The sequence below is a fragment of the Rothia sp. HMSC08A08 genome, from assembly GCF_001808385.1.
Taxonomy (GTDB): domain Bacteria; phylum Actinomycetota; class Actinomycetes; order Actinomycetales; family Micrococcaceae; genus Rothia; species Rothia dentocariosa.
Genome location: NZ_KV793056.1, coordinates 258,496 through 280,629, shown reverse-complemented (window position 1 = coordinate 280,629; position 22,134 = coordinate 258,496). Strand labels below are relative to the sequence as shown.

General features: G+C 51.6%; 23 protein-coding genes and 1 other RNA gene. 17 read left to right on the top strand and 7 right to left on the bottom strand.

Annotated elements, in window-relative coordinates; all coding sequences use genetic code 11:
• The first annotated feature begins 935 nt into the window (after positions 1 to 935).
• From glf to HMPREF3164_RS01715, 17 genes are all read left to right on the top strand, one after another.
• Positions 936 to 2,123 carry a UDP-galactopyranose mutase gene (gene glf, locus HMPREF3164_RS01795; RefSeq protein ID WP_004005025.1) on the top strand — a complete coding sequence of 396 codons (1,188 nt, stop codon included), beginning with the start codon at positions 936 to 938 and terminating at the stop codon, positions 2,121 to 2,123.
• Between the two features lie 2 nt (positions 2,124 to 2,125).
• A complete protein-coding gene (locus HMPREF3164_RS01790) occupies positions 2,126 to 4,135 on the top strand; it encodes a glycosyltransferase (RefSeq protein WP_070448573.1) in 2,010 nt (669 codons plus the stop codon).
• Complete coding sequence (locus HMPREF3164_RS01785; RefSeq protein ID WP_004005022.1) at positions 4,132 to 5,010, top strand: ABC transporter permease; 879 nt, start codon at positions 4,132 to 4,134, stop codon at positions 5,008 to 5,010. Before HMPREF3164_RS01790 ends, HMPREF3164_RS01785 begins: the two co-directional genes overlap by 4 nt.
• 5 nt (positions 5,011 to 5,015) lie before the next feature.
• Complete coding sequence (locus tag HMPREF3164_RS01780; RefSeq protein ID WP_004005021.1) at positions 5,016 to 5,783, top strand: ABC transporter ATP-binding protein; 768 nt, start codon at positions 5,016 to 5,018, stop codon at positions 5,781 to 5,783.
• A gap of 267 nt (positions 5,784 to 6,050) precedes the next feature.
• Positions 6,051 to 7,313, top strand: coding sequence for a TadA family conjugal transfer-associated ATPase (locus HMPREF3164_RS01775; RefSeq protein WP_048753734.1), 1,263 nt, complete (start codon positions 6,051 to 6,053; stop codon positions 7,311 to 7,313).
• A complete protein-coding gene (locus tag HMPREF3164_RS01770) occupies positions 7,313 to 8,167 on the top strand; it encodes a type II secretion system F family protein (RefSeq protein WP_048753735.1) in 855 nt (284 codons plus the stop codon). Before HMPREF3164_RS01775 ends, HMPREF3164_RS01770 begins: the two co-directional genes overlap by 1 nt.
• Positions 8,164 to 9,096, top strand: coding sequence for a type II secretion system F family protein (locus HMPREF3164_RS01765; RefSeq protein ID WP_070448572.1), 933 nt, complete (start codon positions 8,164 to 8,166; stop codon positions 9,094 to 9,096). Before HMPREF3164_RS01770 ends, HMPREF3164_RS01765 begins: the two co-directional genes overlap by 4 nt.
• A gap of 80 nt (positions 9,097 to 9,176) precedes the next feature.
• Entirely contained in the window at positions 9,177 to 9,377 is a 201-nt protein-coding gene (locus HMPREF3164_RS01760; protein ID WP_239661921.1) for a hypothetical protein, read from the top strand.
• A 4-nt stretch (positions 9,378 to 9,381) separates the two neighbouring features.
• Positions 9,382 to 9,792 (top strand): TadE family protein, encoded by a 411-nt coding sequence (locus HMPREF3164_RS01755; RefSeq protein WP_083297313.1) that lies wholly within the window; start codon positions 9,382 to 9,384, stop codon positions 9,790 to 9,792.
• A gap of 133 nt (positions 9,793 to 9,925) precedes the next feature.
• Positions 9,926 to 10,288, top strand: a complete 363-nt coding sequence (locus tag HMPREF3164_RS01750) for a pilus assembly protein TadE (RefSeq protein ID WP_239653060.1) — start codon at positions 9,926 to 9,928, stop codon at positions 10,286 to 10,288.
• Positions 10,289 to 10,298: 10 nt separating this feature from the next.
• Positions 10,299 to 10,769, top strand: a complete 471-nt coding sequence (locus HMPREF3164_RS01745) for a pilus assembly protein TadG-related protein (RefSeq protein WP_070448569.1) — start codon at positions 10,299 to 10,301, stop codon at positions 10,767 to 10,769.
• Between the two features lie 68 nt (positions 10,770 to 10,837).
• The gene (gene prfB / locus HMPREF3164_RS01740) at positions 10,838 to 11,965 is read left to right on the top strand and encodes a peptide chain release factor 2 (RefSeq protein ID WP_048753742.1); all 1,128 of its coding nucleotides are present in this window, start codon (positions 10,838 to 10,840) and stop codon (positions 11,963 to 11,965) included.
• 14 nt (positions 11,966 to 11,979) lie between these two features.
• On the top strand, positions 11,980 to 12,474 hold the full coding sequence (smpB, locus tag HMPREF3164_RS01735) for an SsrA-binding protein SmpB (RefSeq protein ID WP_013397398.1): 495 nt from the start codon (positions 11,980 to 11,982) through the stop codon (positions 12,472 to 12,474).
• Positions 12,475 to 12,682: 208 nt separating this feature from the next.
• The gene (locus HMPREF3164_RS01730) at positions 12,683 to 13,159 is read left to right on the top strand and encodes a DUF4190 domain-containing protein (protein WP_048753743.1); all 477 of its coding nucleotides are present in this window, start codon (positions 12,683 to 12,685) and stop codon (positions 13,157 to 13,159) included.
• A gap of 229 nt (positions 13,160 to 13,388) precedes the next feature.
• On the top strand, positions 13,389 to 14,624 hold the full coding sequence (locus HMPREF3164_RS01725; protein WP_048753745.1) for a DUF4190 domain-containing protein: 1,236 nt from the start codon (positions 13,389 to 13,391) through the stop codon (positions 14,622 to 14,624).
• A 242-nt stretch (positions 14,625 to 14,866) separates the two neighbouring features.
• Positions 14,867 to 15,240: a transfer-messenger RNA gene (gene ssrA / locus HMPREF3164_RS01720) on the top strand.
• A 211-nt stretch (positions 15,241 to 15,451) separates the two neighbouring features.
• Positions 15,452 to 16,111 carry a hypothetical protein gene (locus HMPREF3164_RS01715; protein ID WP_246822555.1) on the top strand — a complete coding sequence of 220 codons (660 nt, stop codon included), beginning with the start codon at positions 15,452 to 15,454 and terminating at the stop codon, positions 16,109 to 16,111.
• Positions 16,112 to 16,247: 136 nt separating this feature from the next.
• On the opposite strand, the gene HMPREF3164_RS01710 is transcribed toward HMPREF3164_RS01715, so the two are convergent.
• From HMPREF3164_RS01710 to HMPREF3164_RS01685, 7 genes are all read right to left on the bottom strand, one after another.
• A complete protein-coding gene (locus HMPREF3164_RS01710) occupies positions 16,248 to 17,060 on the bottom strand; it encodes an inositol monophosphatase family protein (protein WP_070448568.1) in 813 nt (270 codons plus the stop codon).
• Between the two features lie 68 nt (positions 17,061 to 17,128).
• Complete coding sequence (gene rsgA, locus HMPREF3164_RS01705; protein WP_070448567.1) at positions 17,129 to 18,271, bottom strand: ribosome small subunit-dependent GTPase A; 1,143 nt, start codon at positions 18,269 to 18,271, stop codon at positions 17,129 to 17,131.
• Complete coding sequence (aroA, locus tag HMPREF3164_RS01700) at positions 18,250 to 19,668, bottom strand: 3-phosphoshikimate 1-carboxyvinyltransferase (protein ID WP_083297312.1); 1,419 nt, start codon at positions 19,666 to 19,668, stop codon at positions 18,250 to 18,252. Before aroA ends, rsgA begins: the two co-directional genes overlap by 22 nt.
• Positions 19,669 to 19,947: 279 nt before the next feature.
• Positions 19,948 to 20,238 (bottom strand): mycothiol system anti-sigma-R factor, encoded by a 291-nt coding sequence (gene rsrA, locus HMPREF3164_RS01695; protein ID WP_004005003.1) that lies wholly within the window; start codon positions 20,236 to 20,238, stop codon positions 19,948 to 19,950.
• A gap of 36 nt (positions 20,239 to 20,274) precedes the next feature.
• Positions 20,275 to 20,916, bottom strand: a complete 642-nt coding sequence (locus HMPREF3164_RS01690) for a sigma-70 family RNA polymerase sigma factor (RefSeq protein WP_004005002.1) — start codon at positions 20,914 to 20,916, stop codon at positions 20,275 to 20,277.
• Positions 20,917 to 21,116: 200 nt separating this feature from the next.
• The gene (locus HMPREF3164_RS11540; protein ID WP_095343185.1) at positions 21,117 to 21,191 is read right to left on the bottom strand and encodes a 50S ribosomal protein bL37; all 75 of its coding nucleotides are present in this window, start codon (positions 21,189 to 21,191) and stop codon (positions 21,117 to 21,119) included.
• A 197-nt stretch (positions 21,192 to 21,388) separates the two neighbouring features.
• Positions 21,389 to 21,985 (bottom strand): GDSL-type esterase/lipase family protein, encoded by a 597-nt coding sequence (locus HMPREF3164_RS01685; protein WP_013397390.1) that lies wholly within the window; start codon positions 21,983 to 21,985, stop codon positions 21,389 to 21,391.
• Positions 21,986 to 22,134: the final 149 nt, after the last annotated feature.

Sequence of the window (22,134 nt, the reverse complement as noted above, 5' to 3'; positions counted from 1 at the left end):
GAAGCATCAAATTCGGCGTGGCGTGGCTTGATATACGGATCATTGAATGAAATACCGCTACGCGCTTCGGAGCGACCTAGAACGGTTAACCCACGAGGGAGTGAGAAGGAGCGGCCCGCATCCGGTCCCCGAAGTACGCAAAGAGTACTAACTGATGCTGGTCTCTCAACGGAAGGTTGCTCGGGTTTGAGCCAGGCTCCATGTACCATAGGTGCGGCTGCAGCCACGCAATCTTCTAAACGAGCGGAATCACCGCTAGGAGAAAAGACACTATATGCATTTTTAGCGGGCGAAATTATGTGTTGTACCTGTGCCCCCGAGGTCTGTTCGGAACATTCAAGAGATAAGAGGCTTGGATAGAAATCGTGATCAGTCAAGCGCTCCTGGGCGCTTGCATCTGCGATATCAGGGGTGTGGAAAAGCCGAAGTTTCATATTTCTATATCAGTCGGTATGCCATGTGCTTTCAACCGCTTTGTCGTGGTTCTGTGGATAACGTGTGAGATTCAGATGTGATGAGCAGGTTATCCACAGATATTTTGGAAATTTACCGGTAATAACGGCGAAAAACCGGAAATATTACGTGATGTGCAGGCTCGCGTGATTGTCTCGGAGAGAGGTTGCATAGACGTGCAGTTTGAACCAAAAGTTGAGACACTCCGTATACCTCAGCCCGGTTCTTCGATAGGATTGGTACACTCGAATTTCGGAATTATCACTTATACCGTGTGCGTTGTAGGGTAAACCTCAGTCTGCTGTACCGGGAAAATATGCAACTGACGGTGTTATCGGGTAACTTTAGATAATGACTAAAATCGTTGTGTCAGTGGCAGCGTATGCCGTAAACACAACAAAATTGGCTCCCTTGCACAGGGCGTCTACGGCAGGTGAATTCGCTGATATAACGCGAGTTCCCATGATATACAGGAGTAAATAATGACTGCGGATCTCGTGGTTGTCGGATCCGGCCTTTTCGGTCTGACCATTGCAGAACAGGCAGCGACCGAATTGGGCCTGAAGGTCGTTCTGCTGGATCGTCGTTCTCATATCGGCGGTAATGCATACAGCGAGAATGAAGAGCAGACTGGTATTGAGGTGCACCGCTATGGTGCTCACCTTTTCCATACCTCCAACGAGCGTGTCTGGGAATATGTAAACCGATTTACTGGGTTCACCAATTACGTGCACCGTGTATACACTCGTCACAATGGTATTGTGTACCCCATGCCTATCAACCTGGGCACCATTAACCAGTTCTTTAACGCTGCTTACTCTCCCGCGGAAGCAAAGGCGCTCATCGCAGAACAAGCTGGCGAACTGGCAGGTACCGACCCGCAAAACCTCAACGACAAAGGTATTTCACTCATTGGGCGCCCACTGTACGAAGCCTTTATTAAACACTACACCGCCAAACAATGGCAGACCCCGCCGGAGGAACTGCCTGCATCCATTATTTCGCGTCTGCCTGTGCGGTACACCTACGACAACCGTTACTTCAACGATAAGTATGAAGGTCTACCGGTCGACGGGTATGCAGCGTGGCTGGAACGCATGGCGGCGCATCCGAATATTGAAGTTCGTCTGAATACGGACTTCTTCTCGGATGATCATGAGTATTCTCGTGAGAAGGTTCTGGGGCAGATTCCTGTGGTTTACACCGGTCCCGTCGATCGTTACTTCGATTATGCAGAGGGCGACCTCTCATGGCGCACCATTGATCTGGAAGAAGAAGTTCTGCCGATTGAAGATTTCCAGGGCTGTTCCGTGATGAACTATCCTGATGCGGATGTTCCTTTTACCCGTATTCACGAGTTCCGTCACTTCCACCCCGAGCGTGATTACACCAAGGATGCAACCGTTATTATGCGCGAATACTCACGCTTTGCAAATAAGGGCGATGAGCCTTATTACCCGGTAAATACCTCTGTAGACCGTGAAAAACTTTTGAAGTACCGCGATCTGGCAAAGGGCGAGCAGAACGTTCTTTTTGGGGGTCGTCTGGGTACTTACAAGTACCTCGATATGCATATGGCGATCGGCGCGGCGCTGTCGATGTTTGATAACAAGATTCGTCCGCATTTTGCACAGGGTGCCAAGATTGAATCTGGTGGAGTTGACGCATAATTATGGCTGAAACTCAAACTCTGAAAACCCTGCAGCGCGTTATTTTCCCTAGCGCGGTTGAAACCGACGTGGTACCCCTGTATGTGGATGCTGGCGTAGCCGCTGGCGTTCAGCTGCCAACCCGTATTGATGGTGACGCTACCACGAGTATTACAGAGGCGGCGCAGGTACAGGAACAAAGCGCCGCTAATATAGCTGCTAACCGAACCGCAGCTGAAGGCCTTATCGGTCGTCGCTCCATCAACGTTAATCCCGGGCAAAGTCTCTCATTTGGCACCTATTTCAATGCGTTCCCAGCATCGTATTGGCGCCGTTGGACCGATCTTAAAGAGGTCGTACTGAGCGTCCAAACCCGTGGCGAAGGCATGGTGATCGTATACAAATCCAACGGGCGTGGTGTTATTCAGCGTGTGGATGCAAAGCTCCTTTCGGGGGACGAAACATCAATCTTTACCCTGCCCCTAGCGCCTTTCGGCGATGGCGGTTGGTATTGGTTTGATCTTTCTGGAACTGAAGATCTTGAACTGGTTGAGGCTAATTGGCTAGGTAATATTGAGCCCCGTGCCGACGTTCAGTCCGGTCAAGCAACGGTTCAGATTACAACCATGAACAAAGTCGACTATTGCATTGACAATATTCGCACGCTTGGCAACAGCCCCGAAATTTTTGATGCTGTCCACGAGTTCCTGATTGTTGATCAGGGCAGTTCGAAGGTGCAGGATCACGAAGAATTCGAGGAGGTCGTTAAGCCTCTTGCTGGTAAGTTCCGCATCATTAACCAGGGGAATCTAGGCGGTTCCGGTGGTTTCTCACGCGGTATGTTCGAGGCAGTCAAGAACGGCAGCGATTATGTGCTTCTGCTTGATGACGACGTGATCGTGGAGCCAGAAGCAGTTTTGCGCATGGTGACTTTCGCGAACTATTGCAAAGACCCCACAATCGTGGGTGCGCACATGTTCGATATGTTCGATCGCTCGGTACTTCATGCATTCGGCGAAGTCGTTGATCCGTGGCGTAACTTCTACGCGAAGCCTCACGAGGATATGGCGATGGGTCACGACTTAGGCCGCAGCAACCTGCGCAGCACGCACTGGCTGCATCGTCGTGTGGACGTGGATTATAACGGTTGGTGGATGTGCCTTATCCCAACTTCGGTAATCCGCAAGATCGGCCTGTCGTTACCGCTTTTCCTTAAATGGGATGACGCTGAGTATGGCTTGCGCGCGAAGGCTGCTGGTATCCCTACAGTGTCCTTCCCTGGAGCAGGTGTATGGCACGTTTCATGGACCGATAAGGATGACTCGGTGGGCTGGCAGGCTTACTATCATGAACGTAACCGCCTAATTACCGCGCTGTTGCATTCTCCCTTCGATAAGGGTGGCCGCGTGCTGGTTGACTCCATGTTCTTGGACGTCAAGCACACGTTGTCAATGCAGTATTACACTCAAGCAGGCCGCCTCATGGCGCTGGAAGATTTGCTGGCCGGACCGGAGCACCTGCATGAGTCGCTTTCGGCTCGTTTACCGGTAATTCGTCAGTTGGCGGGGGAGTACCCGGAATCCCAGATGAAGCCGAATGTGGACGACTTTCCCACAGTTAAATCGAAGAAGCCGCCTTTCCGCGGCCGCCGCAATTTCAAGTCACCGGGATATAAGAAACTTGTGCCGTGGACCGCAAGAACGGTTGCACGTCAGCTGTTCAAACCCGTAGATGATGAAGCGAAAGAACATCCGCAGATTCAACTTAACTACGGAGAAACTAACTGGTGGACGCTGTCTAAGTTTGATTCAGCACTGGCCACGAACGCGGAGGGAACCGGATTGTTCTGGTATCGCCGTGATCCCCAGCAGCTGCGGTCAAAGCTGATTCACGCTACCAGATTGCACGCGAAGATCATTAAAGATTGGGAGCAGTTGCGCAAGCGGTATCAAGATGCTGCAGCCGATGTCGCTTCCTATGATGCATGGGCAGAAACTTTTGCAAAGCATACGGAGTCTGAACTTAAGCGATGAGCACTTTGCACGATGAACCTTTGAAAGCCCCCGGCCGCGGGCGGGGAATCCTGGATGCCATTCGTAATCGGTACCTTTTGAGGCTACTGGTTGATAAGGAAATCCAGGTTCGCTACCGTGGCTCGGTTCTAGGGATCCTGTGGTCTTACATTAAGCCGGGCGTCCAGTTCGGCGTGTTCTATGTTGCCATGGGCTTATTCTTAGGCTTGGAACGAGGAATGCACAACTATGCGATCTACCTGTTTTCGGGCATGATCGTGATTAACTTCTTCTCAGAAGGATTCGGGAACGGTGCCCGCACGATGGTGGTTAACAGTGCCCTGATTCGGAAGATTTATCTTCCGAGGGAGCTCTTCTCACTTTCAACTGTGTGGGTGGCGGTAGTACATTTCATACCCCAAATCGTGGTGATGCTCATCGCTTGCTTCTTTGCGGGGTGGCGGCCTGGGCTGCGCAATATTGCCGCGATTTTTGCCGGGATGGCTATCGTGATGCTTCTGTCCTACGGCCTGGGACTCATCTTTGGTGTAGCAAACGTGTTCTTCCGCGACTCCGAGAATATCGTTGATATGCTTCTGATGGTAGCAACATGGTTCTCTCCGGTGTTGTACTCCTGGACCATGGTACGTGACACTCTATATCCGTGGGTTTTCAACGTGTTTATGTTGAACCCGCTGACCGTTGCGGTTGAACTTTTCCACTACGGTTTTTGGCGCCCTACGGCAGACCTCGAAAAGTCGGGACATTTTGCTGAGATTGTTCCGCATCTGTTTAGTTTCTGGACCCCAGTAGGTATTGGTATTTCCTTACTGACCGTTCTAATCGGCGATTTGCTCTTCCGTAAGTTTGAGGGCAACTTCGCTCAGGAGCTCTGATTCTTGTGAAGATTGAGAAAATAGATCTGCCTGAGATTGATCCGAATGCTCCGGTTGTTATTCAAGTCGATGAGCTCGTTAAAAGCTTTGTGCTGCGTCATACGCGTTCTATGAAAGAAGCCTTTGTATGGCTTATGAAGGGGCGTAAAGGTGACCTGTCTGAGAAGTTTAACGCTCTCAATGGTATTACTCTGAATGTAAAACAGGGTGAACGTGTGGCACTTTTGGGGCTCAATGGTTCCGGTAAATCAACCCTTTTGAAGCTGATTTCCGGTGTGATGCAGCCTGAAGGCGGGCAGGTTCTCAACCGCGGTAAAATCGCGGGCCTTATTGAGGTGGGTGCAGGCTTTCATCCCGACCTCACGGGGCGCGATAATGTATTCCTCAATGGCGCTATTCTGGGTATGACCAAAAAAGAGATTGAAGATGCCTTTGACGATATTGTGGCATTCTCTGAAATTGAGGAATTTATTGATACCGAGGTGAAGTTTTATTCATCCGGTATGTACCTGCGTCTTGCGTTTTCGGTAGCTGTGCATACTAACCCAGATATTTTCTTGGTGGATGAGATTCTGGCGGTTGGCGATGAACCTTTCCAGAAGAAATGTATTGCAAGGATTCAAGAGCTCATCCAAGCGGGCAAGACTCTGGTTGTCGTAAGTCATGACCTCGACCTAGTGTCGCAGATATGTGATCGCGGTGTAGTACTTGACCACGGTAATTTAAGTTTCGACGGGGACATCAAGGATGCGGTCAAGATGATTCGTGGCTAGTACACCTGGTTTCTAGTATGTTTAGACGGGGTGAGGGGGAGAACAACCGTAACGGTTGTTCTCCCCCTCACCCCGTCTAAACATTAATTAACAGCCCTATAAGTCTTAGCAGGAGAGTCAGAAATTATTCGAGGAACATTACGCATAAAATATATGTAGTTTTGGTGAATGTTTTCCAGTGGATATATTGTGACATCAACGCGAAATTTTTGATTTAAGAGAGCGTTGAGAATACCAACCACACTAAACTTCACCGGGAGAACATCAATGGAGACCCCGAGATCTGCTGTCGTGCCAGATTATTATTCTCTGCTCGATGCCGAGATCCGTGATGCGATTCGCGACGGAGACCTTGACCCTTACACGTCACAGGATGCCGTCGAAGGGCTCATTAGAAGTACTGTTTCCGCCTACGAAAGACGGATGGTACGCGCTTCCCTTCCTCCTCTTGAGAACGTCGAAGAGATTATCCATCGACTGCGTAACGATCTCTGCGGATATGGCCCGCTTCAGCCTTATCTTGATGATGAAGAGGTCGAAGAAATCTGGATCAATTCACCCGATGAAATCTTTGTGGCTCGTGCTGGCGAGAGTGAACTGACAGGGCTGCACCTTAGCGATGAGGCTATTCAACAGCTCTTGGAACGTATGCTTAAGCCTTCGGGACGACGTGTCGATTTATCATCTCCCTTCGTCGATGCTTCGTTACCGGATGGATCTCGTCTGCACGCCGTGATTCCCGATATTACGAGAGCCCACACCTCCCTCAACATTCGTAAATTTGTGGTGCGCGCCAAACGTCTTCCCGACCTCGTAAAGCTTGGTTCCCTGAGCGCGGGAGCCGCATCGTTTTTACACGCTGCTGTCGAAAGCGGAGTCAATATTTTAGTGTCCGGGGCTACTCAAGCGGGTAAAACCACAATGCTAAATTGTTTGGCAGCATCTATACCGCCGCGTGAACGGGTGGTGACCTGTGAAGAAATCTTTGAGCTTTCTATTCCTCTGCGTGATGTCGTGGGAATGCAATGCAGACAGCCTAATCTAGAGGGTAAAGGCGCAATAGCTCTTCGCCGCCTCGTCAAAGAGGCTCTGCGTATGAGACCGGATCGACTACTCATTGGCGAGGTCCGCGAAGCGGAATCCCTCGATATGCTCATCGCTCTTAACGCGGGTTTACCGGGTATGTGTACTATTCACGCGAATTCTGCACGGGATGCAGTCACTAAAATTTGTACTCTTCCGTTGCTGGCAGGAGACAACATCTCATCCGCCTTCGTGGTGCCCACCGTAGCGAGCTGTTTCGACCTCGTAATTCATTGTGGCCGCGACGCCCACGGGCATCGTCAGGTAGAAGAGATCTATATGCTGGGCGGTCGTGTAGAAGACGGCGTCATTGAGATGTCACCGCTTTTTACCCGTCAACAAGGTGAAATGGTGTGCGTAGCCTTAGAAATCCCAACACCCGAAAAATGGGTTCGCGCCGGACACCGGCCCGATCAAGTATTAGCAGCAGCAAAGGTGGGACGCTAATGGGTGTTATCTATGGCTTAGCAATGGGGATCGGGGTTTTCCTCGTATGGTGGTCATGCTGGAGCATGCCGCAAGGAGCCGTCAAGACTGGACGGGAACCGAAGATAGCGGTAACTCTTCGTAAAGCTGGGATGCACACTATTACTCCCTCGGCTTTTACCGGAGTGAGTATCCTCAGTGGGGTTTTAGCAGGAGTGCTTCTTTTCGCTCTGACCGGGCTGTGGAGTTTCGCCTTCCTAGGGATGGGAGGTGGTTTCATCATGCCTCGCGTGGTCGTAAATCACCGTGCGAAAGTACGTGAGGGTAAGCTCTGGCAGCTCTGGCCGGATGCCGTTGATCACTTACGATCGGCTATTCGTGCTGGGCTTTCACTGCCAGAGGCTCTTATCCAGCTTTCATACCGCGGACCTTATGAACTTCGAGAGGCTTTTGCACGTTTTGGATCGGATTATCGTGCAACCGGTGACTTTGTAGCTTCCTTGAATCGGCTTAAGGAATATGTTGCTGATCCAGTCGCCGATAATATCGTTGAAGCACTCAAAATAGCACGTGAAGTCGGCGGCAGTGACTTGGGACGACTACTGGGCACATTGAGTAATTTCTTACGAGAAAATGCGCGTACCCGAGCAGAACTTCAAGCACGCCAATCTTGGACTGTCAACGCCGCCCGGTTGGCCTGTGTTGCTCCATGGGTAGTACTGATGCTGATGGCCACACAGCCTGCGGTTCGAAATATTTATAACTCTTTTGCCGGTTTCGTTCTTATGTTCGCGGGTGCTGGACTGTCGGTAATCGCGTACCGCATCATGCTCCGTATCGGGGCGCTACCTCAAGAAAGGAGGGTTTTTGCATGAACTTTGCTATTATCTTCGGGCTTTTCTTCGCGTTTGGTGTAATGCTCATAGCATCTTCATTGCGTAAGAGACGTGGGCCGAACTTTGGAGAACGTATTGCGCCGCAGATGCGCTCCGTTTCGATACGCGAATCCCTGCACCGTGAGAATCAGGCCTCAGGAACTAGCGTTTTAGATGCCCTTTATTCGTTCCTGGAACCTATGATGCAGTCGTTCCTAGGGCGGGTACGTTCTACAGAGTCTAGGGACGAAGCCCTTGCTGCTCGCTTGCGCCGCGCGGGAATTGATCAGACTGTAAGTGCTTTTCGTGCCGAACAAATCCTCTGGGCGGTTAGTTCGGTGGCCCTTTTAGGAGTATTGAGCGTTATTGGGCTGTTGGAAAACCAATTGTCACTCTGGAGCGGTCTGATGCTCATTATCCTGGGTGGTGTTACCGGTTTTCTGGCGCGAGACTGGTGGCTGGGCCAGATTATTGTACGTCGTGAGAAACAGCTCATTGCGGAGTTTCCCGCGCTTGCAGAGATGATGGCGCTTTCGGTGGCTGCGGGTGAATCTGCTCTTGCTTCCCTGGAGCGCATTTGCCGTACTTCCCGCGGGGAATTGGCCCGAGAATTTAACGATATTCTTGCGCAAACGCGAGCCGGATCCAGCCTACTGGCGGCACTCAACGAATTTGCACAGAGTACACAAATTCCAGCCCTTAGCCGATTTGTCGATGGTGTAGCCGTAGCTATTGAACGCGGTACTCCTTTGGCAGATGTTCTACGGGCACAGGCCCAAGATGTGCGCGACAACGCGAAACGCGAGCTTCTCGAAGTAGCCGGGAAAAAGGAGATCGCCATGTTGGCGCCTGTCGTATTTTTAATTCTGCCTTTGACCGTAGTCTTTGCGATTTTCCCCGGTCTTTCACTGATGAAACTTGCGTTTTAGCACATCATAACCTCGCCGTTAAGGTGGGTTCCATAACAGTCCAATCACATAAGGAAAATACTATGTTTACTCGACTTCGTATGTTGTTTCTGTCTGTTCCCGGTATTGCTTTCCTGCTTACCTCTTATAGAGGCTTGCAAGACGACCCAGAACGCGGAGATGTACCCGGATGGGTCATGATTACCATGATGAGCGCCATCTTGGTCGCCGCGATTTTAGCTATTGCCCAACCAGCTTTGATCAAGATGTTTAACGATGCTATCGCGCTTATTCGTCCCTAGTCGTATGAGCCGACATCAAGAACAAGAGCTTGCAGCACCGCCATCAGAACGAGGGGATGCCAGTACCGAGTTCGTGATGGTTTCTGCTCTCTTAGTACTGCTGACCGTCGCAATTTTGCAGGTTTCCTATGCGTTTTACATGCGCAATATTCTATTGGATGCGGCAAGCGCGGGCGCTCGCTACGGCACGCTGTATGATCGCACCCCTGAGGAAGGTCGGGAACGAGCAGAGCAGATTATTCGGGGGAACTTGCCTGAGAGTTATGCGCAAGATGTTCATACGTCGGTGTATGTTGATCCGTCTGGAATTCGTATTCTTGAGGTTCACATTACCGCTCCTTTGCCCGTACTGGGACCGTGGGGGTTCCCAGGTTCTATTTCGGTGAGTGGTCATGCTGCGTATATTCAGTCTTAGAAATTTGGCACTGCGTTTGCGGGCTCGTACAGAGGATTCAGAGAATACCGATCATGAACATGAGCGCGGGAGTGCAATTGTTGAATTTCTCGGGCTCGGTGTTACGTTGCTGCTCCCTATCATGTATGGGGTCTTGACGATTTTTTCAGTGCAGGCTTCGATCTTGGGGGCGCACGCCGCAAGCGCGCAGATAGCTCAATATATTCAGGAGCTGCCGCCTGAGACTTCAATGTCGCAGGAACAGGCTCAACGTTTGAGTGCGCTTGTGGCACGCGATTTTGGGATTGCAGAATCTGATATCTCGGTATCTTTGAGCTGTTCAGGGTCGTGTAGCGCGCGGGAGAGTATTAGAGTCCAGGTTCAGGTAAATGCACACCTTCCCCTAATTCCGCAGGGGCTCGGCGCAAGCGTTATCCCGGTATCCTCACAATCAGTGACTTGGGGACAGGCTGAGATAGGCTCTGCTACTTCATCCGCTTTCCGGGAAACTCCGTAAGGAAAATTAGATGGTAGTTTCGTATATTCATGCCGTTCAGAGCCGTGACGGTGATAACGATGAGGGGAGCATTAGTCCACTCATCGTTGGTATGTGCGCTCTGGTACTGTTGATAGCATCAGTGACTTTAGCGGTCACGGGTGCTCACGTACAAACCCACAGACTCGAAGACCTTGCGGATGCGCAAGCCATTTCCATTGCACGAACTATAGAGCATGGATTCTCGGAATATTCCGATAACTCTGCAGACAACGCTCGAGCTAGGCAGCTTGCTGCTAAATATCTGGAGGAGAGTGGAGCTTCTCACGAATTCGTGAACTTGCAAGTAGACTCGGTGCAGATTAGCGATGACCGTACTGTTCATGTCACGTTACGTGCTAGGATTCATCCTCCGATCGTTTCGGCTGTGGTTCCTGATGGTTTTGAGGTGAAGGCTCAGGCTCGCGCCCGCATCCACCAGAAACAGAAGGACGAAAAGTAAATGCGCCTGTAGCGTTGTAAGGTAATTCGGCGGGACTTTCCGCCTGATTCACGCTAGTCTTAAATGCTATGGCATCTTTCGACTTTTCGGCTGAGATTAAGGATCTGCGTTCCATATACGCCTCAATTGTTGCGGTGAGTGACCTTGAGGGTATCAAGTGCGCTCTTGAAGACCTGTCTCAGCAAGCTTCAGCACCTGAGCTTTGGGATGATCCTGAGCACGCTCAACGGGTAACAAGCGCGCTTTCCCATAAGCAAGCTGAACTGAATCGTCTAACGAACTTAGCGTCTCGTATTGATGATGTTGAGGTCATGGTCGAGCTGGCACAGACCGAAGATGAATCATCCGAAGAGGACCTATTGGCGGAGGCTGAAGCCGAGTGTAAAGAGCTGAGGAAGAAGCTGGATGAACTTGAAGTATTGGTGTTGCTCTCTGGTGAGTATGATCAGCGTGAGGCTGTTGTAACGATTCGTTCAGGCGCGGGTGGTGTGGATGCGGCAGATTTTGCAGAGATGCTTTTGCGCATGTACTTGCGGTGGGCTGAAAAGAATGGCTATCCGACGAAGGTGCTGGACACCTCGTATGCTGAAGAAGCAGGGCTGAAATCCGTAACTTTTGAGGTCAACACGCCCTACGCTTTTGGCCGCCTTTCTGTTGAAGCGGGCACCCATCGGCTAGTACGTATCTCTCCATTTGATAATCAAGGGCGCAGGCAAACCTCATTTGCTGCGGTTGAAGTTATTCCTCTGATCGAGCAGACCGATGCGCTTGAGATCCCCGAGTCTGAGATTAAGGTTGATGTATTTCGCTCCTCTGGGCCGGGTGGTCAATCCGTCAATACAACGGACTCAGCGGTGCGTATGACGCATATTCCGACGGGTATTGTCGTGTCAATGCAGAATGAAAAATCGCAGATTCAAAACCGGGCTGCGGCTCTGCGCGTGCTGCAATCGCGTTTACTTATGCTTCGTCAAGAGCAGGAGGACGCCAAAAAGAAAGAGCTGGCGGGTGATATTAAAGCAAGCTGGGGCGATCAAATGCGATCCTACGTGCTCCATCCGTACCAGATGGTGAAGGATCTGCGTACCGGATATGAGGAAGGCAACACATCAAGCGTGCTTGATGGGGGACTCAACAGATTTATTGAAGAGGGCATTCGTTGGCGAGCCTCCGGTCGCCGTGTTAACGAAGGCTAAACATAAGGAATATCATGGCTCAGAAAAAGAAAAAAGGCTCTAAAACGGACCCGAATAACTCGATTATCGCGCAGAATAAGAAAGCACGACATAACTACAATATTGTCGACACCTATGAAGCGGGCATGGTTCTTTTAGGAACAGAGGTGAAATCTCTGCGCGACGGGGGAGCCTCTATCACTGACGGGTTCTGCCATGTGAAGGATCACGAACTCTGGCTGGAAGGTATTCATATTGCTGAGTATGGCTATGGTACGTGGACGAATCATTCGGCACGCCGCAGCCGTAAGCTGTTACTGCATCGTTCAGAGATTAACCGGTTAGAGCAGAAACTTAAAGAAACCGGGTATACAGTGGTGCCCCTCAAGCTATATTTTAGCGGTGGGCGTGTGAAGGTTGAGATTGCCTTGGCAACAGGTAAACGTGAGTACGATAAGCGTCAGGCGCTGCGTGAGAGGCAGGATAATTTGGAGGCGGCACGTGCTATGCGGTACCGCAACTTGGGATAGTTATCTAGGCTAGATGAGTTGGGCGTTACTGGTTGATGCCTCTGAAACACTGCCATTAGGGGACATCAAGACTTAGCTGTTTTAGCTAGAAATCTGCACCATTAATGCATATGTAGGATATACTTACTAACAAGACATAAACGCGTATTTACTCGATGGGACGTGTAAGTATGCGACAACACAACAGACAGAAATATGGAGGAGTTTTATGTCTGAGAATACACCCGGTCGCTCTGAAGGACAGCCCGAGCAACCGAAATTTGTTCCTGCTGCGCCACCCGTTGCGCCTGCAGGAAATACTTACTCCGGTTACGTTCCGACGAAGCTCCCTGCTGGCTTGGCGATTGCCTCGCTGGTGTTGGGTATTGTGAGTATAGTTGGGGCTATCCCTTTAAGCTTCGTCACTATCGTTGTTGCCCTTGTAGGTCTGATCCTTGGCATTATTGCGCTCCGTAAGGTCAGCAAAGGTACCGGCGGTGGTAAGGGTATGGCTATCGGTGGTGTTGTTACTAGTGCTATCGGCTTTATATTATCAGCCGTGGTTCTTATCTTTGTCATTATCACCTTGATGATGGTTCAGGACTGCAAGAATACTGGTGTACAGAATAGTGACGGCTCTGTCACCTGCTCAATTAATGGACAGCAGATGACTGTCCGTACCGATGGGACTACTTCTGTTCGGTAGCCAAGTATATTGTTCGTCGTGTGGGGTGGGTAGCTTTTTGAGCTACCCACCCCACACGTTTGTGTTTCAAGGATAGTGGAATAGGTGAGATAGAGCATCCTAATTTTTATGAAGTTTAGGGTGTTGTAACCAATGGTTTTCGATATAAAAGTTCGTATAATGAAAGTTGGTACTCAGCAATAACGCCGGGATAACCGACGGCCTCACCGAAGACAAAGGATAGCAAAGCATGTCAGAAAACCTTTACGGTCAGAACAAGCCGCAAGGGCAGTCGCAACAGCCTGGTCAAGATCAGAATTCTCAAAATCAGGATTCACAAGCGCAACAGCAATATCAGGGGCAGGCTCCCCAGAATAATAGTTCCCAGCAGGGGAACTATCAGGGCAATGGTGCTCAGAACTCATACCAGCAGCAGTACCCTCAGCAGCCGCAACAGGGCTCGGGCAATCAGCATCTTTTCTACGGTGGCCAGGCACAAAATCAGCAGCCTACTCCATCAGCGGGGCAGCCCTCCTATAACACGCAGTACTCTAGCTCCTCGAACATGGTTTCGGGGCAGCAACAGCATTCTGCACCCCAGCATTCTTCGCAGACTGGGCAGAATGCTTCAGGACAGGGCTACGCCTCACAGCAGAGTTATAATTCGGCACAAGGTTACAACCAATATCAGCCGACCCAGGAATCACGGAATTACTCTCAGCAGGGGAACTCTGGCCAGCAGAATAGTAATTCGGCACAGAATTACCAAAATTCTGCGGGATACCAGAACGCCCAGCAACAGGGATCTCCACAGCAGAACAGCTACGGTCAGAGTTCTGCTCAGACGCAGCAGAGCGGATCATCTGTTTATAACGGAAATTCTTCCTACGCTCAGCCACAGCAGCAGGCCCCCTACGGAACTTCTGGTTCCCAACCTGCACAGCAAAATGCTCAGCAGGGCTACGGCCAACAGAATTCTTACTCGCAGACGAGCGGATACCAGAACCAAGCTGTAAATTCGGGATACACAAGTCAGAATCAAAACTATTATGGTGCCCAGAACCAGCAGGGGCAGTATGGGCAGCCCGCCTACGGTTCTTCTCAGTTTGACGCAAATGCTCAGAACGCAGGCGGTCCCTCGCAGGCCGCTCCGGTTATGGCAATTATTTCCTTGGTACTTGGTGTGCTTGCCATTGTGAGCGGATGGTTCATCGTCGGAGGTCTGCTCGGTATTGGCGCTATTGTTTTGGGCGCTCTGGGGCTTCGCCAGTCACGTCAGCTGGGCAAGGGTAAGGGAATGTCCATCGCCGGTATTATTACCGGTGGCGTGAGTGTCATCGTAGCTATTATCGCGACTATCCTTTTTGTGCTGGGGCAGCAGACTCTTCAGGAATGCCAGAAGGTCGGTACTCCGGATGGTAACGGCAACAAGGTCTGCCAGGTGGGGGATAACCCCGATAGCCGTATGACTGTTCCTGCTCAGTAGCGGCAGGGAGCGGTTTTTCGCTGAATGAAGGGGGCGGAGCATCTCGTTACGGATGTGTTCCGCCCCCTTGTGCCCTTGTGCATAAGTAAAATAATGCTGGTGTGTTGGTAGTAAAAGAACCTGGTGGTTGTGTAGAGACAGACCCTCTGATATAGTTAACCGTTACCATTGCGAGCGGTACTGTGTGCATTCAGGGCAATGCAGAGAACGTTTGTAGATGGTGCTTTTTGATAAAAGTATAGGGGGATGATCGGTTTCGACGATGTGGGTTGAGATGGGTGAAGCGTGCCGAGGACGCAGGGTTATCTCGTTAACGCCCTCTGCAAAAAAATAAGTGCAAAATCTAAGCGCACTGACTTCGCACTCGCTGCCTAAGCGCGAGTTGCAGTCTGTCGGTCTGAGCATGCCTTTGGCTCAGAACCCGGCATCGACTTAAAAGGCCACTGCTGTTAGCCCTCGTCGTAGGGGCTGGTGGGACTTTTATTACGAATAGGTTTGTCGATGTAAGTGTTTGTGCAAACATCGGAGCCGAGAAATAGCGCTTTCACAAACTGCGCACGGAGAAGCCCTGTTGAAGCCACATCGGACCGGGGTTCGATTCCCCGCATCTCCACAAAAGCCCTTAAAGGGGCAGGGAACTAAAACCCAAACCTGATAACTGAGCCGCCCACAAGCAGAATCGCTGGTGGGCGGCTCAGTTATATTTGACCTTTTTCGCGCCGAACAAAATATGGGAAGTATACAACGGCTAAAGCCGCAAGAGCATGATTTTCAGCCCGGAATAACGTAATATCAAGAAAGAAGACTCAGCGCGTATGGAGAAAAAGATGACAGAAAACCCGCGACAGGATCCTATGCCAGATTCAAACACACCTCAGGCATCGTATCCTCAAGCCGAACCTCCAACGCTACAGGAGGGTCACGATATGCAGAATTCTGCAGCTTCAGACGCGCCATTGGCAGCTTATGCTTCAGCAACGGATGGAGCGTCTCATCCTCAGGCTCAGCAAGCCGTACCCCCAGTTGGAAACGTGGCTGCCGCCTACGACTTTGGCTACCGTAGGGTTCCTCGCCAATATGAGGTTCCACCCGAGGACAGGCGACCTTACGGGGAACCTACCGGCGAAATTCGCGGACCTGGATATTTCTACTCGATAGGTTCTTTTGCTGCTTCGCTTTGTGGACTCATACTTACCGGATTTAGTGGCTTTCAGGTACTGGGGATCGCCATACTCCACGACGACTACGACTCTATGGGCTATGGTGCCTATGAATTTACGACAATCTCAAATACCATGCTTCTAGCGTTGGTACCTATAGTTATATCAATATGGCTGGGGATTTTTTCCTTTACTGTGAACAAAGGACGTATTACCCCCATGACGGGCAGGATGCGCGCCTTTGCCTCCCTTGGCATCGTCATGGGAGCCTTAGGAGCTTTAGGAATAGTTGGAAACTTCTTCCTCTACCTTCTTGCGATTTCCTAGAAATTAGCCTGCCAACACGTGCATATTTACCCGTGCACCAAAGCCAAAGCCTGTATAAAAGCCCCGATGGGATTATCACACATAAATCTGGTGGCCCGCCGGGGCTTCGCCGTCCCTTACCACAGGGTCCGAATGGTTACTCGGGCGTAAGCTGGCTTATCACAGAACGATGCAAGGTCCCATTAGTAGCCAAAGTACTGGCGGTACCTTCTGCCTGCGCTGTAGCTACTGCATCGTCACCAGCTGCTGTTGTGAAGGTCCCGCCTGCTTCATGCACAAGCGGAACTAGCGCGGCAATATCGTGGAGCGCAACTTGAGCTTCACAAGCAATATCAACAGCCCCTTCGGCCACCAGACAATATGACCAGAAATCACCATAGGCACGGGAACGGTTAACCGCATGGACTAGTGAGAGAAAACTCTGCTCGAACCCCAGCCCCTCCCATCCTTTGAACTCGGCATAGGAGAGCGAGGCTCCAGAGAGCGTGGGGACACTCGAAACCTGAAGTCGTGTAGCCTGAGTTAGCGATTTACCAGCGTATGCACCTGTACCCTGTGCAGCCCACCACCGTCGCTGTAACGCCGGGGCAGATATAAGACCCATAACCGGTTTACCCTGATCGAGGAGAGCGATGAGTGTGGCCCACACCGGAACACCACGCACAAAATTCTGCGTACCATCAATAGGATCGATAACCCACTGCCTGGCAGCCGTACCTGTTGAGCCTAGCTCTTCACCGATAATACCGTCGCGTGTGCGTACCCGCGAGAGCTGTGCACGCAGAAGTTCCTCGACCTCACGATCCACCTCGGTCACTGGAGTGCCGTCGCTTTTGTGTTCCACGGTAAAAGACCGATCTTTAAACCGGGACATGCTGACGCGATCCACGTTATCCGCCAGGATATGCGCCAGCCTCAAATCATCAGTGTATGACGTCGTAAAGTTCATGAATCTCTCATCAGTCGTCAAATGTTACCGTGTGTGGTCTTAGGAACTTATGTACAGGATACGAGCGATTACACGAGTGCCCCAAGCTCTTTATCGGAATCAGCTTCTTCATCAGGAACAACCTGCAAAAGTTTTCGCAGCGAATCCAAACGCGCCGCGCCACTGGCCCCCGCTTTACCCGCCTGCACGTAAGTATTTATACCGCAATCTACCGCCTGAGCCGCATGATGACAGCCCTTAGGGCAGTCCTGCTCGCCAGGAGCCAGATCGGGGAATGCTTGTACAATCTGCTCCGGCGGAACATGAGCCAGTCCAAAAGAACGTATACCCGGAGTATCGATAATCCAGGTTCCGGGTGGTACATGAAGCTCAGGCGTGGATACGGGCTGTAAGGCGAGAGCTGACGAAGATGTATGACGACCCCGCCCCGTAACGGCGTTAACGTGCCCAGTCGCACGGTCCGCACCAGTGAGTGCATTCACCAAAGTAGATTTACCTACCCCCGAATGCCCGAGAAGCACAGATACCTTACCCACAAGCTCTTCGAGAAGCTTATGAACGGGGGCATGCAGAAGACCCTCGGCCCCAGACTCACTGGGGGCTCGACCGTCAGCTGACCCCGAGAGTACAATTTTTAGCCCGGAGGCACTGTAATAATCGAGTAGTTGCTGCGGGTGAGAAACATCGGTTTTTGTAATGCACAAAATAGACTCTATCCCGGCATCATATGCAGCGACGACGGCTCGATCTATAAAACCTGTGCGCGGCTGGGGATTCGCAGCAGCAACCACAATGACCAGCTGGTTCGCATTGGCCACCACCACACGTTCGGTTGTATCTGTGTCATCGGCGCTGCGGCGCAGTACCGAAGAACGCTCTCCCAAACGAACGATGCGCGCTAGGGTGTCTTTTGCGCCGGATATATCTCCGACTACATCCACAAAGTCTCCAGTGACAATGGGGGTACGGCGCAATTCGCGTGCCCGTGCCGCGATAAGAGTCCGCTCCTGTGGGGTGCCTTCATCGACAACTACTGACCACCGACCACGATCGACGGTGACGACGCGACCGCGTATAGCGTGCTTGTACCGGGGGCGTTCCTTAGTGCGGGGTCGAGAACCCTTTTTATTGGGGCGAACTCGAACGTCGGATTCATCCCACTCGTCGAAAGACCGGTTTCGGGATGGATTCACGAGCGCGCTCCTTTCCATTGCGAAAGCATTTTTTGCCAAAGCGCTGTGAATTGTGGGAGTGTTTTTGCGGTTGTCTGAACGTTTTCGATGCGCACTCCGGGTTCGTGAAGTCCAATAACCGCCGCGAACGTTGCTACTCGATGGTCTTCATAGGTCTGTACCGTCACAGGAGAGTCTTGAGGCAGACGTCGAACGGGGCGAAGAACGCGAATACCGTCGGCTGTTTCTTCGGCAAGCCCGCCCAAACGGTTAATCTCAGTGACGAGAGCCGCGAGGCGGTCAGTCTCATGCCCACGCAGGTGCCCAATGCCAGTGAGAGTGCTTGGGGAGTCAAGAAGCACAACGAGAGCGGCAACTGTAGGCGCGAGTTCGCCTGCAGTCTGTAGGTTAAACTCGACCCCGGAAAGCCGGGTTATATCTTCGGGCCCGGTGACTGTGAGCGAACCATTAGAGAATTCAACGGCACCGCCTAAACGGGGCAGAATGGTACGCCACTCATCACCTCCCTGCGTTGTTCCGGGGGAACCGTCTGCTGTAGGAGCGGGCCAATCGGGAATAGTCACTGAGTTGCCCGTTACCATCGCAGCTGCAAGGAAAGGACCAGCGTTAGAAAGATCCGGTTCAACCGTGACATCAAACCCGGAAATAGTGTCTGGGAATACACGCCAGGCGTATTCATCAGCAACGGCTTCGGCGCGTACCCCCAAGTCACGGAGGGTCTGCAGGGTCATCTCAATATGAGGTATCGAAGGCACGGCGTTTCCCCGGTGACGAATCGTTAACCCCTGAGGAAGCCTAGGCGCAATCAAGAGTAGAGCAGATACAAATTGCGAGGAAGCCGAAGCATCAATAAAGATTTCTGCGGGAGTACCGGATGCGGCCGCAAGTCCGGGGGAATGCAGAGTGAAAGGCAAGGTATCTACGGAATCATCGCCCGATCGTTCAATACGCACCCCCAGCTGACGCAGACCATTGCAGAGCGCCGCCATCGGCCGTTTGCGGGCGTGTGGATCACCGTCAAAGTTGTACTCACCCGGAAGCAAAGCAGCAAGAGCCGGTACGAAACGCATGACCGTTCCCGCAAGCCCGCAATCAATCTTTGCTGTCGAGGGAGACGGAGCACGGTCTAGAGGGGTTATGAGAAGATCAGGACCAAACTCCGAACCTGTCTCGATACGCTCGAACTGGGCTCCGAGTGCCTCTAAAGCGGAAATCATGAGGGCTGAGTCTCGCGAGTGTAGGGGAGCACGCAACCGTGAAGGGGAATCAGCAAGAGCCGCGAGGAGCAGGTAACGGTTGGTGAGCGATTTGGAACCGGGGATACGCATCCGTGCGCTCATCCCAGGCGCACCCCGGTACGTGGGGGCTTCCCATGCATGTGCCATGGTATTTTGCGCCGTACTCAATTCGCTCATCGGTATAACTCTCTGCCTCCCATAATCTGTCTGGTGTTTGCGCTGGAACTCGCCGGTTCTCTGTACCTGAGGACGCTCTTCTTCGCGCCCATACACTTCAACCATTCTACCGGGTGGGTACCCCAAACGGGTGAGAATCCAGGTAAAACGGTGTATCATTTTTCGCGGTGAACACACAATATTATGCGGGTTTATAGAAGAATAGCGAGGAGAAACCCGGTAGTCGAGTTTTCTCCTCGCCGTAGTATGCCGCGAACTTAGACCAAAGGCGGTGAAGGCTTAGGCACTCGCCGAACAAAATTCATCAATATGTTCCAAAAGCCTGGCTTTGAGGGATTCAGGCGCCTGCTCGTCACACGAAGATTTGATCTTCGCACGCAAAAGGACCTCAAGATCCTTCGCTTCGGTGCAATGCGAGCAAGCATCAAGGTGCCTCTGAATTTCTTGTATTTCCTCAGCGGTGAGAGCGCCATCAAGATATTCATAAAGGTTTTTGAGTGTTGTGGAACAGGGGTTGCCGCCACAATCTTCGGTAAGTGCCGTGCTATTCTCGGGTGTTTGCTCTTCCATAGCAGACTCCTTTCTTCCGAGTTTATAAAACTGAGCCTATTTCTTCTTCGCCGCTTTTGCTTCGACCTTTGCGATAGTCGAAGGGCGTAAACCATTTTCGCGAGCATAATCCAGTAATTTTTCGCGCAGAATGCGGCGTCCGCGGTGCAGCCGCGACATGACCGTTCCTAATGGAATATCCATAATCTCGGCGATCTCTTTATATGAGAACCCCTCGACGTCGGAGTAGTACACCACCATGCGGAAGTCTTCGGTGAGTGAGGCGAGAGCCTGCCGTACTTCGGTGTCCGGGAGCGCATCCAGAGCCTCCATCTCGGCTGAGCGTAGCCCTGAAGCATCATGAGCGCCCGCTTGGGCTAACTGCCAGTCTTCGACGGATTCCGTATGTGCCTGCTGTGGCTCTCGCTGGCGTTTACGGTACAGATTAATGTACGTATTGGTCAGAATACGGTACAGCCACGCCTTGAGATTGGTACCTTGCCTGTACTGGTGAAAAGAGGCAAAGGCCTTCGTATACGTCTCTTGAACGAGGTCTTCGGCGTCTGCCGAATTCCTGCTCATGCGTAAGGCAGCGGCATAAAGCTGATCGACGTATTGCATGGCATCTGCAGTGAAGCGCTCACGTAATTCACGAGGTGTGAGAGTCGCCGTCGCTTCTGCGGCGTTGGACTCGCTCATAGGTGCTCTTTTCTGTCGCGTAATGACTTTCGGGGGTCTGTGTACAGCATACCTTCGTGTGAGGCTTCGGGGAATGTAACGGCTCGCTCGAATGAATTATTCCCAGTATCCGCAGCACGATTATTAGCTGAAAGGCCAGATAATTCGATAAAGCAAAACCCCGGTGAAAGACCACCGGGGCTTACGTATAGCAAGATACCTTATGCGTTGGGGCGCTTACCGTGGTTTGCGCCGCCTTTACGACGGTCCTTGCGCTTACGACCGCGCTTGCTCATAGGAGCCTCCTTCAGAATTGTGAACCTCTGCTCAAAGAAAGCCAGCAAGGCTCTATACTAACCGCCCCGAGTCTTAGCACAGGCTTAAACGCATAGGGCAACGCCGTCTATTTTTTCATAGAAACGGCTTGAATGCATCTTACCAACAGGCTGATGCGAAAAATATGGAGATCTAGATACTCTGTCTGCGTAAGATCTTACTGCTCGGGAAGGTTAAGCCAGCTGTACCAACCGCGGTGGAGCACAAGCCACGCCATGAGACCGTATCCAGACTGCCCCGGACGCCCATCATTAGCGGCCAGATCATTGCGCCATTGTTCGTGGTGCAAAAGAGGGTTGAACGTATCGACATACACGTGATTACGGCGGGTTACTACATCTGCATAAGCCGCCGAAAGATCAGCGATGCGACGGTTACGCTCCGGGTCGAGAGTCGGGGGAGGACCCACCACAAGTACACGGATGCTGTTCTGAGACGCCATGTCTACCATATTGGCAAGATTCAAGCGTGAACGTGCACTAGTGAGTCCCAAATCAATGTCAAAAGTTGAGGGAGCTATAACCAAACGATTATCGGCACCGGGAAGGAACCTGCGGCGTGCCTCATCAAACCATCGAGTGCTCAGCTGCTCGCTTCCTTCATTCGGGGCGGCGAGATTATAGGCTGAAATGGATGCACTAGTTTGCGGGGTACGTGCCATCACGCGACCAAACCAACCTAGGGTGCGGGGGTCACCAACACCGGCGAGCAGGTCGTCTCCAACCGCTACAAGTCGAATATTGCGTTGCTCCACGGGGTTCTTTCTTCCGTTGATATCTTGCGTCTGCAGTACGTAAACGCTCTGTCCTTTTGTTTAAGCATAAGGTGTTCGAGTTATGTTTTCGAACTCCTCGAAAATTTTTGATCCAATCGTGATGAAAAATCCACTTGAGGCATAGGAAA

Excerpts from the sequence above, each read along its gene's own strand:
- glf (WP_004005025.1), top strand. The coding sequence starts at position 936 with ATGACTGCGGATCTCGTGGTTGTCGGATCCGGCCTTTTCGGTCTGACC.
- HMPREF3164_RS01790 (WP_070448573.1), top strand. The coding sequence starts at position 2,126 with ATGGCTGAAACTCAAACTCTGAAAACCCTGCAGCGCGTTATTTTCCCT.
- HMPREF3164_RS01785 (WP_004005022.1), top strand. The coding sequence starts at position 4,132 with ATGAGCACTTTGCACGATGAACCTTTGAAAGCCCCCGGCCGCGGGCGG.
- HMPREF3164_RS01775 (WP_048753734.1), top strand. The coding sequence starts at position 6,051 with ATGGAGACCCCGAGATCTGCTGTCGTGCCAGATTATTATTCTCTGCTC.
- HMPREF3164_RS01770 (WP_048753735.1), top strand. The coding sequence starts at position 7,313 with ATGGGTGTTATCTATGGCTTAGCAATGGGGATCGGGGTTTTCCTCGTA.
- HMPREF3164_RS01765 (WP_070448572.1), top strand. The coding sequence starts at position 8,164 with ATGAACTTTGCTATTATCTTCGGGCTTTTCTTCGCGTTTGGTGTAATG.
- HMPREF3164_RS01760 (WP_239661921.1), top strand. The coding sequence starts at position 9,177 with ATGTTGTTTCTGTCTGTTCCCGGTATTGCTTTCCTGCTTACCTCTTAT.
- HMPREF3164_RS01755 (WP_083297313.1), top strand. The coding sequence starts at position 9,382 with ATGAGCCGACATCAAGAACAAGAGCTTGCAGCACCGCCATCAGAACGA.
- HMPREF3164_RS01745 (WP_070448569.1), top strand. The coding sequence starts at position 10,299 with ATGGTAGTTTCGTATATTCATGCCGTTCAGAGCCGTGACGGTGATAAC.
- prfB (WP_048753742.1), top strand. The coding sequence starts at position 10,838 with ATGGCATCTTTCGACTTTTCGGCTGAGATTAAGGATCTGCGTTCCATA.
- smpB (WP_013397398.1), top strand. The coding sequence starts at position 11,980 with ATGGCTCAGAAAAAGAAAAAAGGCTCTAAAACGGACCCGAATAACTCG.
- HMPREF3164_RS01730 (WP_048753743.1), top strand. The coding sequence starts at position 12,683 with ATGTCTGAGAATACACCCGGTCGCTCTGAAGGACAGCCCGAGCAACCG.
- HMPREF3164_RS01725 (WP_048753745.1), top strand. The coding sequence starts at position 13,389 with ATGTCAGAAAACCTTTACGGTCAGAACAAGCCGCAAGGGCAGTCGCAA.
- HMPREF3164_RS01715 (WP_246822555.1), top strand. The coding sequence starts at position 15,452 with ATGACAGAAAACCCGCGACAGGATCCTATGCCAGATTCAAACACACCT.
- HMPREF3164_RS01710 (WP_070448568.1), bottom strand. The coding sequence starts at position 17,060 with ATGAACTTTACGACGTCATACACTGATGATTTGAGGCTGGCGCATATC.
- rsgA (WP_070448567.1), bottom strand. The coding sequence starts at position 18,271 with ATGGAAAGGAGCGCGCTCGTGAATCCATCCCGAAACCGGTCTTTCGAC.
- aroA (WP_083297312.1), bottom strand. The coding sequence starts at position 19,668 with ATGAGCGAATTGAGTACGGCGCAAAATACCATGGCACATGCATGGGAA.
- rsrA (WP_004005003.1), bottom strand. The coding sequence starts at position 20,238 with ATGGAAGAGCAAACACCCGAGAATAGCACGGCACTTACCGAAGATTGT.
- HMPREF3164_RS01690 (WP_004005002.1), bottom strand. The coding sequence starts at position 20,916 with ATGAGCGAGTCCAACGCCGCAGAAGCGACGGCGACTCTCACACCTCGT.